Source organism: Rhizobium leguminosarum bv. viciae USDA 2370 (genome assembly GCF_002008365.1).
Classification (GTDB): Bacteria; Pseudomonadota; Alphaproteobacteria; order Rhizobiales; family Rhizobiaceae; genus Rhizobium; species Rhizobium leguminosarum.
Genome location: NZ_MRDL01000022.1, coordinates 214,325 through 230,880 on the forward strand (window position 1 = coordinate 214,325; position 16,556 = coordinate 230,880).

The 16,556-nt window shown below is 62.6% G+C and carries 13 protein-coding genes; 9 read left to right on the forward strand and 4 right to left on the reverse strand.

Annotated elements, in window-relative coordinates; genetic code table 11:
- Nucleotides 1-72: 72 nt before the first annotated feature.
- On the reverse strand, nucleotides 73-1,869 hold the full coding sequence (locus BS629_RS10115; RefSeq protein WP_018244683.1) for an acyl-CoA dehydrogenase C-terminal domain-containing protein: 1,797 nt from the start codon (nucleotides 1,867-1,869) through the stop codon (nucleotides 73-75).
- A gap of 365 nt (nucleotides 1,870-2,234) precedes the next feature.
- Between BS629_RS10115 and BS629_RS10120 the strand changes: the two genes are divergently transcribed.
- The 8 genes from BS629_RS10120 to BS629_RS10160 all read left to right on the forward strand — a co-directional run bounded on the left by BS629_RS10120 (nucleotide 2,235) and on the right by BS629_RS10160 (nucleotide 11,665).
- Nucleotides 2,235-2,594, forward strand: a complete 360-nt coding sequence (locus tag BS629_RS10120) for a hypothetical protein (RefSeq protein ID WP_018244682.1) — start codon at nucleotides 2,235-2,237, stop codon at nucleotides 2,592-2,594.
- 186 nt (nucleotides 2,595-2,780) lie between these two features.
- Nucleotides 2,781-3,482 carry an SDR family NAD(P)-dependent oxidoreductase gene (locus BS629_RS10125; RefSeq protein WP_018244680.1) on the forward strand — a complete coding sequence of 234 codons (702 nt, stop codon included), beginning with the start codon at nucleotides 2,781-2,783 and terminating at the stop codon, nucleotides 3,480-3,482.
- Nucleotides 3,483-3,568: 86 nt separating this feature from the next.
- The gene (locus BS629_RS10130; RefSeq protein ID WP_018244679.1) at nucleotides 3,569-3,934 is read left to right on the forward strand and encodes a VOC family protein; all 366 of its coding nucleotides are present in this window, start codon (nucleotides 3,569-3,571) and stop codon (nucleotides 3,932-3,934) included.
- A gap of 330 nt (nucleotides 3,935-4,264) precedes the next feature.
- Nucleotides 4,265-8,044 (forward strand): peptidoglycan-binding protein, encoded by a 3,780-nt coding sequence (locus BS629_RS10135; protein WP_018244678.1) that lies wholly within the window; start codon nucleotides 4,265-4,267, stop codon nucleotides 8,042-8,044.
- Nucleotides 8,045-8,412: 368 nt separating this feature from the next.
- Entirely contained in the window at nucleotides 8,413-9,336 is a 924-nt protein-coding gene (locus tag BS629_RS10145) for a sulfite exporter TauE/SafE family protein (RefSeq protein ID WP_017966911.1), read from the forward strand.
- Nucleotides 9,336-10,136, forward strand: coding sequence for a TIGR02186 family protein (locus BS629_RS10150; RefSeq protein WP_018244677.1), 801 nt, complete (start codon nucleotides 9,336-9,338; stop codon nucleotides 10,134-10,136). Before BS629_RS10145 ends, BS629_RS10150 begins: the two co-directional genes overlap by 1 nt.
- A 225-nt stretch (nucleotides 10,137-10,361) precedes the next feature.
- Nucleotides 10,362-10,919, forward strand: a complete 558-nt coding sequence (locus BS629_RS10155; RefSeq protein WP_026188614.1) for a dihydrofolate reductase family protein — start codon at nucleotides 10,362-10,364, stop codon at nucleotides 10,917-10,919.
- A gap of 164 nt (nucleotides 10,920-11,083) precedes the next feature.
- Nucleotides 11,084-11,665 carry a transglycosylase SLT domain-containing protein gene (locus tag BS629_RS10160; RefSeq protein ID WP_018244674.1) on the forward strand — a complete coding sequence of 194 codons (582 nt, stop codon included), beginning with the start codon at nucleotides 11,084-11,086 and terminating at the stop codon, nucleotides 11,663-11,665.
- Between the two features lie 54 nt (nucleotides 11,666-11,719).
- Here the strand turns inward: BS629_RS10160 and pdeM are convergent, their stop codons facing one another.
- From pdeM to BS629_RS10175, 3 genes are all read right to left on the reverse strand, one after another.
- The gene (gene pdeM / locus BS629_RS10165) at nucleotides 11,720-12,445 is read right to left on the reverse strand and encodes a ligase-associated DNA damage response endonuclease PdeM (protein ID WP_032981568.1); all 726 of its coding nucleotides are present in this window, start codon (nucleotides 12,443-12,445) and stop codon (nucleotides 11,720-11,722) included.
- Between the two features lie 89 nt (nucleotides 12,446-12,534).
- A complete protein-coding gene (locus BS629_RS10170) occupies nucleotides 12,535-15,045 on the reverse strand; it encodes a ligase-associated DNA damage response DEXH box helicase (RefSeq protein WP_018244672.1) in 2,511 nt (836 codons plus the stop codon).
- Between the two features lie 152 nt (nucleotides 15,046-15,197).
- Nucleotides 15,198-15,830, reverse strand: a complete 633-nt coding sequence (locus BS629_RS10175; protein WP_018244671.1) for a YitT family protein — start codon at nucleotides 15,828-15,830, stop codon at nucleotides 15,198-15,200.
- 133 nt (nucleotides 15,831-15,963) lie between these two features.
- Here BS629_RS10175 and BS629_RS10180 point away from each other — a divergent pair, with 133 nt between their 5' ends.
- A complete protein-coding gene (locus BS629_RS10180) occupies nucleotides 15,964-16,464 on the forward strand; it encodes an RrF2 family transcriptional regulator (protein ID WP_018244670.1) in 501 nt (166 codons plus the stop codon).
- Nucleotides 16,465-16,556 lie beyond the last annotated feature (92 nt).

Genomic DNA, 16,556 nt, shown 5'->3' on the forward strand with positions numbered 1-16,556 from the left:
CGCGCCTGCGGCGCGCGCCCTCATCCGGCCCTTTGGGCCACCTTCTCCCCGCTGGGGAGAAGAGGGACACAATCAAAACGCTTCGGCGGCCAGTTCCATCATCGTGTCGGCGCCGGCCTCGATGCGTGCCTTGCGAAGCGCGGTTTCCGGCATCAGACGTTCCATGAAGAAGCGGGCGGTGATCAGCTTGTTCTTCAGGTAATCCTCGCGGGCGGCATCGCCTGATGCAAGGCCATCTTCGGCGGCTTTCGCCATCTTCGCCCACATATAGCCGAGAATGACGAGGCCGAAGAGGTGCATGTAGTCGGTCGAGCCGGCGCCGGCATTGTCGGGCTTGGCCATGGCGTTCTGCATGAACCACATGGTCGCGCCCTGGACGTCGTTCAAGCCCTTCTTCAGATGCTTGGTGAAGAAGGAGAGCTTTTCATTGTTGCGGTTCTCCTCGCAGAAATCGCCGATCTCCTTGAACAGGGCCATGGCGGCGCGGCCGCCGTTCAGGGCCAGCTTGCGGCCGACGAGATCGAGCGCCTGAATGCCGTTGGCGCCTTCATAGATCATGGCGATGCGGGCATCGCGCACATACTGGCTCATGCCGTGTTCTTCGATATAGCCGTGGCCGCCGAAGACCTGTTGGGCCATGACGGCATGATCGAAGCCCTTGTCGGTCATCACGCCCTTGAGGATCGGGGTGACGAGGCCGAGAATATCGTCGGCCGTCTGGCGCTCCTTCTCGTCGGTGGCGCGGTGGGCGATATCAGATTTGAGCGCGGTCCAGAGCAGGAAGGCGCGGCCGGCCTCGTTGAAGGCGCGGATGGTCATCAGCGTGCGGCGAATATCCGGATGGACGATGATCGGATCGGCCTTCTTGTCCGGCGCCTTGGGGCCGGACAGCGAGCGGCCCTGGATGCGATCACGGGCGTAGCTGGCGGCGTTCTGATAGGCGATCTCGGAAATGGCGATGCCCTGCAGGCCAACCATCAGGCGAGCCTCATTCATCATCACAAACATGGCGTTGAGGCCACGGTTTTCGGCGCCAATCAGGAAACCCTTTGCCTCGTCGTAATTCATGACGCAGGTGGCGTTGGCGTGGATGCCCATCTTGTGCTCGATCGCGCCGCAAGAGACAGCGTTGCGGGCGCCCGGCGCGCCGTCGTCGCCGACGAGGAATTTCGGAACGATGAAGAGCGAGATGCCCTTGGTGCCCTCAGGCGCACCCTCGATGCGGGCGAGCACCAGATGGATGACATTGTCGGTCAGGTCATGCTCGCCGGCGGAGATGAAGATCTTCTGGCCTGATATTTTGTAGCTGCCGTCAGCCTGCGGCACTGCCTTGGTGCGCAGCATGCCGAGATCGGTGCCGCAATGCGGCTCGGTGAGGTTCATGGTGCCGGACCACGTGCCATCCACCATCCTCGGCAGATAGGTGGCCTTCTGCTCGTCGGAGCCGTGGACGAGCAGCGCGGCGATCGCGCCCTGGGTCAGGCCGGGATACATCATCAGCGACATGTTGGCGGCCGAGGTATATTCGCCGACGGCGGTATGCAGCGTGTAGGGAAGCCCCTGCCCGCCGAATTCCTCCGGCACCGCAAGACCGATCCAGCCGCCGTCGCGATAGGCCTTGTAAGCCTCCTTGAAGCCCTTCGGCGTCGAGACGCTGGCATCATCGTGGCGCGTGCAGCCTTCCTGATCGCCGGAATAGTTCAGCGGAAAGAGAACTTCCTCGGCAACCCGTCCGGCCTCGCCGAGGATCGCTTCGATCATATCGGGGGTCGCGTCGGCAAAACCGGGCAGATTGTTGTAGCGTTCGAGGCCCAGCACGTCGTTCAGGACGAAGAGCGTATCGTTCACCGGGGCCTTGTAGACTGGCATCTCTCGAATTCCTCCCATTCGGCTGACCGGCTCGCGCCGGCCTTGGGCACTGTCTTACAAAATATTGACGTTTGCGTAAACGTCAAATTCTGCAGTTGTGAAGTCTTTTCTTGAAAAAATTCGAGAGCACGAATCCGCGGGCATGCGGCGCTGGGAGGAGACGCCATCTCATCTTCCTTGTCCACCGCGGAAAGGAGTCAAAGCGGTAGCGTTTGTAACCGCGCGAACGGAGGGCCGGCGAGAACAAACCGTTGCAGCGCAGTAGGTCAGTAGTGCTGTCTTAACCATCGCGATAAGTTGGTTGCGATGGTTCAGTGGCCGGCTGCTATACCGGAATGTATGAAATAGCTCGTTCGGGAAATCATTTGAAACAGATAATTGGTGCCACAATAGGATTGCTGATCACTTGTTCAGCGGCATTTGCGGAGGAACCGGCGCTCCATCCCAAATTGTCGAAAGAGCAGTTTCTGACCTTTGCAGCCGGGGCGGCCGTTGCGGTTATGTATTGTGGGAAGCTCGAACTAAATGCCGATTTCGTCGCCGGGTATCAGTACGGAACCGGTATCTATCCGCCACTCGATCCCTATTTCCGATCAGAAATGTCCCGGCTTGAGAAAGAAGCCCAAAACGACCCGAAGAGCTACTGTTCGGCGACACGACGGATGTTTTACAAGGGCAACAAACCAAAGCCGTTGGCAGCTCCTCTTTTGATCGACAAGCCGTGATAGCGCCTCTGCGCGAGGGACTGTGACGCCTTCAACGACTCGGCAGGAGAGACAGGTCTTTCCTTGATCCCTCGCACGCGCATCAGTTCCTATTCAATCGATTCGGCGACTGAAATTTCAATCGGGCTGTAGCGCCAGCCGCTCAGGCTTCCTACGTCTTTCGGACGATCCATCGAGGAAGATATCATGATCGACTTTCCCTATGAGAGCGCACTCATCGTCGGCGCCGGCTCCGGCATCAGCGCATCGCTTGCCCGGCAATTGTCGGCGCAGGGCGTCAAGGTCGGGCTCGCCGCCCGCAATATCGAGAAACTGCAAGGGCTCATCGAGGAGACCGACGCCAGCGCCTTTACAACAGACGTCTCGCAGCCGGAGAGCGTCGCGGCGCTGTTCGACGAGGCTGCTGGCGCGATCGGCGGGCCCGACGTGGTGATCTTCAATGCCAGCGCCCGCCTGCGCGGCCCGCTCGCCGAACTCGATCCCGCCGAGGTGGAAAAGGCGATCGCGACCACCGCCTTCGGCGGTTTCCTGGTGGTGCAGCAGGCAGCGCGGCGAATGATCCCGCGCGGCCGCGGCGCCATCCTGATCACCGGCGCGTCGGCAAGCGTGAAGGGCTTTGCGCAATCGGCCCCCTTCGCCATGGGCAAGTTCGCGCTGCGCGGCCTTGCCCAGAGTGCCGCCCGCGAACTCGGGCCGATGGGTATCCATGTTGCCCATTTCGTCATCGACGGCGCCGTGCGCTCGCAGATCCGGCCGGACCGGGTGGAGAAGCCGGATGGCACGCTGCTGCCGGAGGCGATCGCCCAGACCTATATCGACGTGCTCCGCCAGCACCGCAGTGCGTGGTCGCTGGAGGTGGAAGTCCGGCCCTGGACGGAGAGCTTCTGAGCCCCTGCTAACGGCGAACAAGGCAACTTTCGCGGCGGTTTCAAACAGGCTAGACTTTGCCGTCAACGCTGGCTGGGAGGATACCAATGCCGCGCCTCGACCATGTCACCATCGAGACCCGCGATGCGCCTGGGATGATCGGCTTCCTGGAAGCCGTGCTCGGCGTCAGGGAAGGCTATCGGCCGCCCTTTCCCTCGCCCGGCCATTGGCTCTATCTGGACGACCGCCCGGTCATCCATCTCAGCCTGACATCGCGCGCCACCGATTTTCCACCCGGCATCTTCAACCATGTCGCCTTCAGCCTTTACGAATTCGGGCCGGCGCTGGAGCGCATCAAGGCGGGCGGCTATCGCTATGAATATTACGATATTCCCGACACCGATCTCGGCCAGGTCTTTGTTTACGGGCCCGAAGGCGTGAAGATCGAGCTGCAATATCCCCGGCCCGCCTGAGCGCGCCGTCGCCATTCGATGTGACGCGTTCGGGGGCAATTGCCGCCAAAAACGGCGTTTGGAACACAAACGTTAAAAAATTCCCATCGACATTAACGGCTTGTTTACCACGTTTCGTGAAAGGTGCGGATTGAGCAGTAGCGATCCGCATTCCTTTCCCCAGTCTCGCGTTCCTAAGAGATGCCGCTAAATCGTTCAGCTTGAGGAAAGTCTAATTGACTATCGTCTTATGAATGATGCGCTCCGGTCCGCGTAAAGACGCGGGCAGCAGACGGAAAAGCCAAAGATCGAGCTCTGACGAGAGGTCGAGCAGTCGAAGCGAGCAAGAAGATGAACGGATCGCGATCAAATCCTTCCCGACAGTCCGACAGGACCTCGCTCGATGCGCTGAACCGCACGATCGAAGGGCTGGAGGCGCGCATCGAAGGGCTGATGGGCAGCGGGCGCGAGCAGCGGCCGCGCACGGCAACGGCCGAGCGCGACCCATATGCCGGATCCCATGCTCCCCGGCCCGCAAAGGCCCCGTCAGAGCCGCGGCCGGATCCGCTCGCCGAAATCCGTCAACGCCAGCGCACGCTCGAAGCCAGCCGCGAACGGCCCTACGCACGCGAACAGGCCCCGCAGCTTCGTGAACCCACGCCCCGCGCCGCCGCCCCGGTGCCGGCGCCCGTCTTTCGCGCCGGCGACGACACGATGACGGAGATCGCCCAGGCGCTCGTCAACCTGCGCCAGGACCTGAAGCGCGACATTTCCGAGGGCGTCACCCGCGAGATGAACGCGCTGCGCGCCGAGCTGCGCGAAATCAAGACAAATGCCGGAGACGGCCGTTTCGCCGACGACATGCGCGCCGATATGGGCCGCCTTGCCCAGAGCATCACCCAGCTGACCGGCCGCTCCGCCGCGCCGGAGGCCACCGGCCTTCGCGAGGATTTCGAAGAGCTGCGCTCGCTGATGGACGGGCTGGCGCGCGAGGATTCGCTGCGCCACATGGAAAACCGCTGGGACGGTTTCGAAAACCGGCTTGCGGCGCTCGATACCGAAGGGCTGCAGGAAGAGCTCGTTTCGCTCGCCTATCGGCTCGACGACATCAAACGCCATATCGGCGGCATGGGCGAAAGCCCGGCCGTTCGGGCGCTGGAAGACAAGCTGATCTCGATCGCCACGGCGATGGAGCATTTCGGCAATATGATCCAGCCGCACGACCGGGTGATGTCCGAACAGTTCGCCGCCATGGATATGCGGCTCGACGAGATCAGCCGGGCGATCGCGGCAAGCGGGCGCACGGCCGCCACCAATGATCCGGGCCTGATGCAGCGGTTGGAAAGCCGGCTTTCGGCGCTGGCCGATCAGATCGACCTGATGAGCCATGACGCAGCCAACCGCGTGAACCCGGCCGACGAGCTGGCGATGCGGCTGGAGGCGCTGACGGGACGCGTCGAGGAGCTGACCAAGGCGGAAGCGACGTCGCGGCTCGACGAACGGCTGGAACATCTCTCCTATCTGTTGGAGCGCACGCAGGAGACGGCGCCGCAGCCCGACCTCACCGGCCCGCTTTCCGATATTTCCCGCAAGATCGACGCGCTTGAGAACGGCGCCGTCAACGATGTGCTGGCGCAGCGGCTCGACCATCTCGCCCGGCGCATCGACGAGATGGCCCATCAGCAGCAGGCGCCGGCGCCCGCCGCTGTGGCCGACGACGGCGCTTTCCGTCGTCTCGAAGGACGGCTGAGCGACATCGCCGCCCGGCTGGAGGAAAGCACATCGGCAGCGCCGACCGATCCGCGCGCACTGAAGAACCTCGAAGACCAGATCGCCAATCTTTCGGCACTGATGAGCGCGCCGCGCGAGAGCGCCGTAATACCCCCCGAACTCGACCAGCGCATGGGCGCGATCGAAGACTATATGGCGACGAGCGATGAATATATCATCGAGGCGGCACGCCAGGCGGCAGAGGCCGTGGTCGAAGCCTATTCGCGCCATGGCGGTCCGCAGGGTGTCATGCCCGCCGCCGACATGTCGGCGCTGACGGCGCTGGCCGAGGATCTTCGCCACCTCGAGGATATCAGCCGCGACAGCGAGGAACGCACCCACAAGACTTTCACGGCGCTGCACGAGACGCTGGTGCATATTGCCGATCGCCTCGACGGCATGGAAGATCGCGGCCGGCCGGTCGCCCAGATGCCGGTCGCCGACGTCGATTTCGATGTCGATCCCTATGCGCTGATGGTGGCCGAAGCGGAGATGGCCCGGACGCCGGCCGCTGCCCCGACAGCGAAGGCTTCTCCTGTTATCCGCACGGCCGAGGTCGCAGCCGAACCTGCCGCCCCGACGCAAGCCACCGCCATGAGCGGAACGAGCGCGATCGCCATCGAAGCCGCGACCAGGACGACGGAAGCTGCGACAGCGGCCCGGGCACAGGTCCCGGCGAAGGCCAGCCTGCTCGCCAGCCTCGGCAAGCGGCTGCTGCCCGGCAAGAAAGCCGAGAGCCGGGCGAGCGAACGTCCGATGATCGACCCCGCGCCGTCGATCGATCCCACCGACGTGGTGCCGACGGATGCGTCGAACGAATTGCTCGAGCCGGGCTCGGGCGCACCTGACGTGAAGAAGATCCTTGAGCGGGTTCGCGCCAGCCAGAGTGCGGCACGCGGCAAACCTGCCGGCGAAACCGATCGCGCCGATTACATCGCTGCTGCGCGCCGTGCGGCGCAGGCGGCCGCGATGGAGGTGGATGCCAATCCGAAGCAGCCAGCCGTCAAGGCCGAGAAGAAAGGCGCGACCGCCGACAAGGCCGGCAAGGCTTCTGACAAGACAGGCAAGACCAGCGCCTTTTCGCGCTACCGGCGGCCGATTCTGCTGGCGGTCGGCGCCGTGCTGCTCGCCATCATGGCCTTTCCGCTTGCCCGAACGCTGACGAGCGGCGAGCGCGCGCCGCAGCCGCCAGCGGAAGTCTCGGCACTGACCGGTGCTGCGGAAAACCCGGCGGCGGCCTTGCCTGAAGCGACACCTGCCCAGCCGGATGCCGCCGCTCTCGGAACGACCACTCCGGCAACGGAAGCTGTTCCGCCCGCCGCCGAACAGGCGCAGCCGGAAGCAATCCCACCGGCCGATGGTGACCATCTGACCGATATGACGCCGCTTGACGGCGAAGGGGCTGCGACCCTTGCCCCTCCCGGTCCGTCCGGCGCAGCGCAGGAAACATCGGGCTTCGTTCCCGCACCCGCACCGCAGGCCGCCATCACCATTCCCGACACCGTCCAGCCGAAATCGCTTGCCGATGCGGCGAGTGGCGGCGATGCGCTGGCGCTGTTCGAAATCGGCGCGCGTTATTCCGACGGCCGCAACGGCATGACGGTCGATCAGAAGCAGGCGGCGAACTGGTACCAGCTTGCGGCCGACAAGGGCTTTGCACCTGCACAATACCGGCTCGGCAGCATGTACGAGAAGGGCAACGGCGTCGAACGCGACATCGCCAAGGCAAAGGGCTTCTACGAGCAGGCGGCCAACCAGGGCAATGCCAGCGCCATGCACAATCTCGCCGTCCTCTACGCCTCCGGCGCGCTGGGCCAGCAGGATTATGCAACGGCCGCTTCGTGGTTCACCAAGGCTGCGAACCTCGGCATCACCGACAGCCAGTTCAACCTGGCGATCCTCTGCGCTAGGGGCAACGGGGTTCCGGCGGATCTCGAAGAGTCCTACAAATGGTTTGCGATCGCCGCCAAGGCCGGCGACAAGGATGCGGCGCAGAAGCGCGACGAAGTGGCCAAAGCCATGAAGCCCGACCAGCTCGAACGGGCGCGCGCCAAGGCCGATCTCTGGAAGCCGGAGCCGGTCGACCACCGCACGAACGCCATCGACATCCCCGACGAATGGGCAGGCACCGGCGCGAAGACGGCGACCGTCGACATGAAGAAGGCAGTCCGCAACATCCAGGCGATCCTCAACAATAACGGCTTCGACGCCGGAGTGCCGGACGGCGAAATGGGTGCGAAGACCGTGACCGCGATCAAAAACTTCCAGAAGTCCGTCGGGCAGGAGCCGGACGGCAAGGTGACCGACGCGACCGTGAAGGCGCTGCTCGAACGCAACAAGCAGGGCAGCAAGGCGATCTAAACGGGCCTGGCGGCATTAAAGCGCCGCGCGTCTTTTCAGACGCGCAATTGACGCTGTAACCCGCTGAATTACTGCTTAATTTATCCTTCAATCGGAATCGATTTAAGGATAAATTATGCGGTAGGCCGCAAGGCTTTTTCCAATTTTGCCGTCGCCTGTCACAAAACCTGAAAAAAGCCGGATTATGCCCGGACATATCGATCCGCGCATCCGGCGAATCCTCTGCCACCGATCTCTCCGCCAATCTCTATGGCTAATCACGGGGCCGATCGAAAGCCTCTGGCAACGATTTCACAGTATGGTGCGCATTCGAACGGGGACGTGACAAGAAACCGCCCGGCAGGAGCGGTCATCATTCGGGGTCGGCTGTGACAATCTATCTGCCCATCGCAGAATTGTCGGTGAACATTTTCATCATTCTCGGCATGGGGGCGGCCGTCGGATTCCTGTCTGGAATGTTCGGCGTCGGCGGCGGCTTTCTCATCACCCCGCTGTTGATCTTCTACAACATCCCGCCCGTCGTCGCGGTCGCGACCGGCGCCAACCAGGTGGTGGCGTCGTCGATATCGGGCGCGATCACGCATTTCCGGCGCGGCTCGCTCGACGTCAAGCTAGGCACGGTGCTGCTGGTCGGCGGTCTTACGGGGGCGACGGTCGGCATCTGGATCTTCTCGCTGCTGCGCGCCATCGGCCAGCTCGATCTGATCATTTCGCTGATGTATGTCGTCTTCCTCGGCACCGTCGGCGGACTGATGCTGCTCGAAAGCATCAATGCCATGCGGCGAGCAGCGCGCAACGAACCGCCCGCACCGCGCAAGCCTGGCCACCAGCACTGGGTGCACAAGCTGCCGCTGAAGGTGCGTTTCAAGAAATCGAAGATCTATCTCAGCGTCATTCCAATCGTCGCACTCGGCTTTGCGATCGGCATCCTCACCTCGATCATGGGTGTCGGCGGCGGCTTCATCATGGTGCCGGCGATGATCTACCTGCTGCGCATCCCGACCAATGTCGTCGTCGGCACCTCGCTGTTCCAGATCATCTTCGTGACCGCCTATACGACGATCGTGCAGGCGGCGACGAACTTCTCCGTCGACATCGTGCTTGCCTTCATCCTGATGGTGGCCGGTGTCATCGGCGCGCAATACGGCGTGCGGGTCGGCCAGAAGCTGCGCGGCGAGCAGCTGCGCGCCCTGCTCGGCCTACTGGTGCTTGCCGTCGGCCTGCGTCTTGCAATCGCGCTGGTGGTGGCGCCGGCCGACGTCTATTCGGTGGTGATGGGAGCGGGCAACTGATGCGCCTGGCTGTTTTCGTCATCGCGTTGCTTTGCCTGCTGCCGGCCTCTGCCGGAGCCCAGTGGCTGCCGGGGCAGGCAACGGAGGCGGTCCGTGAAGGGTTGGAAATCGGCACGTCGACCAGCGAAATCGCCATCACCTCGGATTTCCACGGCGCGGATCTGACCATCTTCGGAGCGCTCTCGAATACCGACCAGCTGCTGCTCGCCGTCGGCCAATATGACGTGGTCGTGGTGCTGGAAGGCCCGCGCGAGGATGCGACGGTGCGCAAGAAGGAACGCGTCTTCGGCATCTGGGTGAACACCCGCTCGATGACCTTCGAAGCGGTGCCGCATTCCTATTCGATGTCGAGCTCGCGCATGATCGACGACATCGTGACGCCGCTTGACCTGATCGATCAGGGGATCGGCATCGACCACATTCCGCTGACGCCGGTCGGCTTCGTCGGCGACGGCAGCAATCTCGGCGAGTTCCGCGAGGCCTTCCGGCGACTGCAGCAGGGCGGCGGGCTCTATGACCGCAATCCGAGCGGCGTGCGGTTCGTTTCCTCCAACCTCTTCAAGGCGAGCCTGCGCCTGCCGGCAAACATTCCGAACGGGGTGCACAGCGTGCGCGCCTATCTGTTCAAGAGCGGCATTTTTGTGACCGAGAAATCGCTGCCGTTGCGGGTCATCAAGACCGGCATCGAGCAGACGATCACCGATGCGGCGCATGATCAGCCGATCCTCTACGGCTGTGCGGCGGTGCTGCTCGCCGTGATCACCGGCTGGGGTGCCAGCCTGATCTTCCGTAAGGACTGATCCGCCGCAAGGCGCTCAAGCGGATTTCTTCCTGAAAATAGGCTCGGCAAGACAACCGGGCACGAAGAGCCTGCCCGGCGGCAGCTGCTTGCCCGGATGTTTTGGCGGCAGTTCATCCATGCCTCCAAAAACCGCTTGCATTTCGCAATCAGTCTATCTAGTTTTCAACTAGTTGCTATTCGCAATCGGTTTTATCTCGGTTGGCAATTCAGAAGGAGGATGGAAATGAGAAAGCTTGTTGTCTGGAACCTGATGACGCTCGATGGTTATTTCGAAGGCACGAAGCCGTGGGATATCGACTTCCACAATCTCGCCTGGGGACCTGAATTGCAGCGCGTTGCCGAACAGTTCGGGAAGGAAGGCGATCTGCTGGTATTCGGCCGCAAGACCTATGAGGGCATGGCCTCCTACTGGCCGACCGCCGAGGGCGAAGGTGAGATCAAAGCCTATATGAACGGCATCGCCAAGATCGCCGTGTCGCGGACGATGACCGAGCCCGGTTGGAACAATGCCCGTGTCGTCAGCGATCCGATCCCCGAACTGACGAGGCTGAAGCAGGAGGACGGCAAGACGATCTTCATCTTCGGCAGCGCCGAGCTTGCCGACAGCCTGCTGAAAGCAGGGCTTATCGATGAAATCAGGGTTTGCCTGGTGCCTGTCATTCTCGGCGGCGGCAACCCGCTTTTCAAACAGGCAGAGGGCCAGGTGCCGCTGAAGCTCATCGAATCCTCGACGACGGAAGGCGGCGCGGTAATCCTGCGCTACGAACCCGTCAAGGCTTAGCGGCGCTCACCCATTGAGATTTTGACACGATGCCGTCCCGGTGGTCAGGCCAGGGTATCGATCCCTGGCCGCACAAGAGAGCAGCCTGGGACGTTCGCATTCGACTAAAAACCGGTTTTTAACATTTACGAGTTAGTAATCTCTCGGAAACGAGAGGTTTTGTCATGCGTACTCGTATCGTTCTGACGGCCATGGGTCTCGCGCTGCTTGCCAGCTGCGCGACGGCGCCGAAGCAGACGAGAAACATCTGTGCCGTCTTCGACGAGCGCGACGGGCTTTTCTCCAGCTGGCAGAGTGCCGCCGAGCGGACGGAGAAGAAATACGGCGTGCCCGTACCGATCCTGATGGCGACGATGTATACCGAATCCGGCTTCCAGCCCTATGCGCGGCCGCCGCGCACCAAGCTGTTCGGCTTCATTCCCTGGACCCGGCCTTCGACGGCCTACGGCTATTCGCAGGCGCTCGACGGTACCTGGGATCACTATCAGTCGCAGACGGGGAACTGGACCGCGCGGCGGGCGAACTTCGCTGACGCGATCGATTTCATCGGCTGGTATCACTACCAGAACAGCGTGGAGACCGGCATTCCGCTGAACGATGCCTATAATCTCTATCTCGCCTATTACTCCGGGCCGACTGGATACAAACGCGGCGACTGGCGCTCGAACGGGCAGCTGCAGCAGACGGCGCAGAAGTTTGCGCGGATGGCCGGGACGTATCAGCGGCAGTTGCAGGAGTGCGATTGAGGATAGTTTGAGGGCGTGCCATGTCCGCCCCCCTCTGCCCTCAAATAACAGGCGCTATCCCCACAAATTGCCGTATCTGACAGAATAAATCCGGTCCTTGCCGAGCAGATGCGCGATCAGCGACCCCCGGTCGAAAAGACCGTGCATCGCCTTGTGGCGAAGGTCGAGACCGCCGCTCATGAGGCCGAAGGCCGGCATCAGCAGGCGGGCGCCGTCGGTGGCAAAGCAGGGGCGGCGGACGGATTTCTCGCGGCGGCGGACGGTCGCCGACGGATGCAGGTGGCCGGCGATCTCACCACTCTGCAAGCCGTTCTTCGGCTCGTGCCGGAAGGTCAGGCCGGCATAATGCATCTCGTCAGCGGATGTGCCCGGCAGATCGACGATGCCATCCGGATCATGGTTGCCATTGATCCAGATCCATTCGCGGCCGCGGGCCATATTGACGATCAGCGTGCGGAAATTCTCCGGCAAATGCTTCGAGCCGATGCGGTCGTGGAAATTATCGCCGAGCGAGATGACGAGCTTCGGATCATAACGCGAGATGACGGCGGCAAGGACGGTCAGCGTCGCCAGCGTATCGTAAGGCGGCAGCATCATGCCGCGGCGGGCGAAAGCTGCGCCCTTTTCCAGATGCAGGTCGGAGACGACGAGCAGGCCGGCATCGGGCAGATAAAGCGCGCCGAGCGGATCGCAGACAGCGGCAATGCCATGGACCGATGTCTCGATGCCCGGCATGACGGCCAGTCCTGATATGTCGCGCGCCAGCGCCAGGCGGTTCATCACGGTCGTCATTCCCAAATCGTCGTCGGGCCTAAATCGTCGTCAGGCCTAAATCGTCGGGCCCTAATTCTCATCAGGCCCGATTCTCGTCAAGCGAGCGCTTCGGCGATCAGATCGTCCGCCGCTTCGGCGAGCAGCGCGTCATGGGCCTCGCCCGGCACCGCCTCGCGTCCGATTTCCAGCATCACCGGCACGGCGAGCGGGGAAATATGGTCGAGAGCGCGGTGGGTGATGTGGCCCCTGATTCGTCTCAGCATATCGCCAAGACGGCCAATATCCAAAAGTCCCGTCGCCGCATCCTGCCGCGTCGCCTGCAAGAGGATGTGATCCGGCTCGTGGCTGCGCAGCACGTCGTAGATCAGATCGGCGGAGACGGTGATCTGACGGCCGCTCTTTTCCTTGCCCGGATGACGGCGCTCGATCAAGCCGGCAATCACGGCGCAATTGCGGAAGGTGCGCTTCAACAGGAAGGATTCGTCCAGCCAGGCTTCGAGATCGTCGCCGAGCATGTCTTCGTCGAAGAGGTCGGAGAGGCTGAGCCGGCCATTGCGGATCATCAGCCCCATATCCTCGAGGCCCCAGATGGCAAGCGAATAATCGGTGGCGACGAAACCGAGCGGCTTGGCGCCTATCCGCTCCAGCCGGCGGGTCAGCAGCATGCCGAGCGTCTGGTGGGCGAGACGGCCTTCGAAGGGATAGGCGACCATATAGCCGCGGCTGCCGCGCGGGAAGGTTTCGATCAGGAACTCGTCGCGCTTCGGCAGCATCGACTTGTCGTTCTGCAGCGACAGCCAGTCGCGCACCTGATCCGGCAAGTGGCGCCAGCGATCGGGATCGGCGATCATCGCCCGCACCTGCTCGGCGAGATAGGTCGACAGCGGAAACTTGCCGCCATTGTAGGAGGGGATCTTCGGATCGAGCGAAAAGGCCTGCGACGCCAGGCATTCGTTTTCGCGGATGCCCTCGAAGCGCAGCACCTTGCCGGAGAAAACGAACGTATCGCCCGGCGACATCTGCTCGAGGAAATATTCCTCGACCTTGCCCAGCGTGGCGCCGCCACGGCCGATCCTGCCGCCCTCGCCGCGCTTGACCATGCGGATATTCAGCATCGGGCTTTCGACGATGGTGCCGAGGTTGAGGCGGTATTGCTGGGCGACCGCAGGATTGGAGACGCGCCAACGGCCCTCCTTGGTCTTGCGGATGCGGGCGTAACGCTCGTAGGTCCTGAGCGCATAACCGCCGGTGGCGACGAAATCGACGATGCGCTCGAAGGTCTCCCAGCTCAAATCGGCATAGGGCGAGGCGCTGGTGACTTCATCGTAAAGTTCAAGCATGTCGAAAGGTTCGGCGCAGGCCATGCCGAGCACATGCTGGGCGAGCACGTCGAGCGCGCCGCGGCCGACTGGCGGGGTATCCTGCGCGCCGATATAATTGGCGTCGAGGGCGGCCTGGCACTCCATGACCTCGAAGCGGTTGGCGGGCACAAGGATCGCCTTCGAGGGCTCGTCCATGCGGTGGTTGGCACGACCGATGCGCTGGGCAAGACGTGAGGCACCCTTCGGCGCGCCGACATGAATGACGAGATCGACATCGCCCCAGTCGATGCCGAGATCGAGGGTGGAAGTGGCAACGACGGCGCGCAGCCGGTTTTCGGCCATCGCCGCCTCGACCTTGCGGCGCTGGGCGACATCGAGCGAGCCATGGTGGAGGGCGATCGGCAGGTTGTCGTCATTGATCGTCCAGAGCGCCTGGAACAGCATTTCGGCCTGGCTGCGGGTGTTGACGAAAAGCAGCGTCGTGCGGTGTTCAACCAGTTGCCGGTAAACATCGGGAATGGCGTATCGGGCGGAATGGCCGGACCAGGGAATGCGCTCTTCGGTCGACAGAATCGAGATATCGGGCTTGGCGCCGCCTTCGACGACGACGAGGCCTGCATGATGCTCGCTCCCCTCTTCCTGTCCGACCAGCCATTTCTGCAGATCCATGGGTTCGGCGACAGTGGCCGACAGACCGATGGTCTTGAAGCCGGGGGCAAGGCGGCGCAGGCGGGCAAGGCCGAGCGAAAGCATATGGCCGCGCTTGGAGGTGACCAGCGAATGCAGCTCGTCGAGGACGATATATTTCAGGTCCTTGAAGAAGCGCTCGGCCTCCCGGTTCGCCAGAAGCAGGGCGACCTGTTCGGGCGTCGTCAGCAGAATATCCGGCGGGTTGAGTTTCTGGCGCTGGCGCTTGGCGTTCGGCGTGTCGCCGGTGCGGTTTTCTATCGTGACCGGCAGGCCCATCTCCTCGACCGGCTTCATCAGGTTGCGCTCGATATCGATGGCAAGCGCCTTCAGTGGCGAGACATAGAGCGTATGGATGCCGGTGAAGGCGGAGCCGGGCGGGATCTTGCCGCGACGGGTGAGATCGGTGAGCGAGGGCAGGAAACCGGCGAGCGTCTTGCCGGCGCCGGTCGGCGCAATCAGCAGCGTGCTTTCGCCGGCCTCGGCGCGGGCGAGCAGTTCCAGCTGATGGGCGCGCGGGCGCCAGCCCTTTTCCGCAAACCAGCGGGTAAAGGCGGCAGGAAGCAGGGCACGGGCTTCGGAATCGATCTGGTCCACGCCCTGAAACTAGTGAAACGCCGGGGAAAGAGAAGAGCGGCCAAAGCACGTCGCGCAAAAGTGTGCCGCGGTTTTGCGATAACGACATGCGTAAAAACAAAGACCTAAAGTGCGATGAGCGAATCTGAAAGATCGCGACGCGCTTTAGCAATTCACATGGCGATATAGCGATCCTTGCGGTGGTTGATGGCGATCGTGAGGTTGAGAACGATCGCACCGAGCACCGAGCAGGCGATGATGAAGGGGCTTGCGACGAAGAAGGAGAGCGCCAGGATGACGCCGTCGAAGCCGAGCTGGACGAAGCCGGCGCGCCAGCCGAAGCGATCCTGGATATAGAGGGCGAGAATGCCGATGCCGCCGAGGCTGGCGCGGTGGCGGAAGAGCGCCAGCATACCGGCGCCGATGACGAGGCCGCCGAAGAGCGCACCGGCGATAGGATCGACATGCGCCATGCTGATGAAGCCCGAGATGAATTCCGACAGAACCGAGGTGAGCGCGATGGCGGCGAAGGTCTTGATGGTGAAGGCAGCGCCCAAGCGGCGGAAGGCGAGATAATAGAAGGGCAGGTTCACGACGAAGAAGCAGAGGCCGAAGCTCAGGCCGGTCGCATAATGGGCGAGGAAGGCAAGGCCTGCCGTGCCGCCGGCAAGCAGCCCCGCGCCGGAGAGAAGCGATACGCCGAGCACGGCGAGCATGCTGCCGGCGACAATGCCCTGGGCATCGTCCAGCAGCGAGTGACGATCGGCGCTGGAATTCAGAAGGCCTGCGAAAGCGTTGGATGCCATGTTGTTCCCCTGTCGGCTTTGCCGTCTTCTATCCGGGGTCAGGATAAAGGCAAGTGGCAAGCAACGAGGACACCGCTTGACAGCCGGCATAATCGTGGATATTTTTTATCCACGAATTGAGGAGGCCAGATGCATGAAGATGGGCGATGGGGTCGAGCAGGCCATTCACAGCGTTGCGATGCTTTCCGGCCTTTCCGAAGGCGGTGTGCTTTCGGCCGCCGCGCTGGCGGAATTCCACGGCGTTTCGACAAGCTATCTGCTGAAGCATCTGCAGGCGCTGTCTGGCGCCGGCATCCTCGATACGGTTCCGGGGCCGAAGGGCGGATATCGGCTGGCGAAGGCGCCGAAGGAGATTTCGTTGCTCGACATCGTGCTCGCGGTCGAGGGGTCTGCCCCGGCGTTCCGCTGCGCCGAAATCCGCCAACGCGGGCCGAACCCGGTCTCCGATCGCTTGTTCGCCCAGCCCTGCACCATCAACGCGGCGATGCTGAAAGCCGAACGGGTCTATCGAGCCGAACTCGCCAAGACGAGCCTCGCCGATATCGGCATTGAACTCACCGCCGTCGACGACGGATCGATCGCAGCTAGAGGCTGCGCCTTCCTTGAAATCCATGAACGCAAGACGGCTCGTTGAGCCACCAACAAAGGAGGTGGCATGAAAGAGGCCGCGGCCGTTGAGAGAACGGATCACTGAGATGCAGATGATGATCGAGGGACAGTCACACT

Coding starts and splice junctions, on each gene's coding strand:
- BS629_RS10115 (WP_018244683.1), bottom strand. CDS start 1,869: ATGCCAGTCTACAAGGCCCCGGTGAACGATACGCTCTTCGTCCTGAAC.
- BS629_RS10125 (WP_018244680.1), top strand. CDS start 2,781: ATGATCGACTTTCCCTATGAGAGCGCACTCATCGTCGGCGCCGGCTCC.
- BS629_RS10130 (WP_018244679.1), top strand. CDS start 3,569: ATGCCGCGCCTCGACCATGTCACCATCGAGACCCGCGATGCGCCTGGG.
- BS629_RS10135 (WP_018244678.1), top strand. CDS start 4,265: ATGAACGGATCGCGATCAAATCCTTCCCGACAGTCCGACAGGACCTCG.
- BS629_RS10150 (WP_018244677.1), top strand. CDS start 9,336: ATGCGCCTGGCTGTTTTCGTCATCGCGTTGCTTTGCCTGCTGCCGGCC.
- BS629_RS10155 (WP_026188614.1), top strand. CDS start 10,362: ATGAGAAAGCTTGTTGTCTGGAACCTGATGACGCTCGATGGTTATTTC.
- BS629_RS10160 (WP_018244674.1), top strand. CDS start 11,084: ATGCGTACTCGTATCGTTCTGACGGCCATGGGTCTCGCGCTGCTTGCC.
- pdeM (WP_032981568.1), bottom strand. CDS start 12,445: ATGAACCGCCTGGCGCTGGCGCGCGACATATCAGGACTGGCCGTCATG.
- BS629_RS10175 (WP_018244671.1), bottom strand. CDS start 15,830: ATGGCATCCAACGCTTTCGCAGGCCTTCTGAATTCCAGCGCCGATCGT.
- BS629_RS10180 (WP_018244670.1), top strand. CDS start 15,964: ATGAAGATGGGCGATGGGGTCGAGCAGGCCATTCACAGCGTTGCGATG.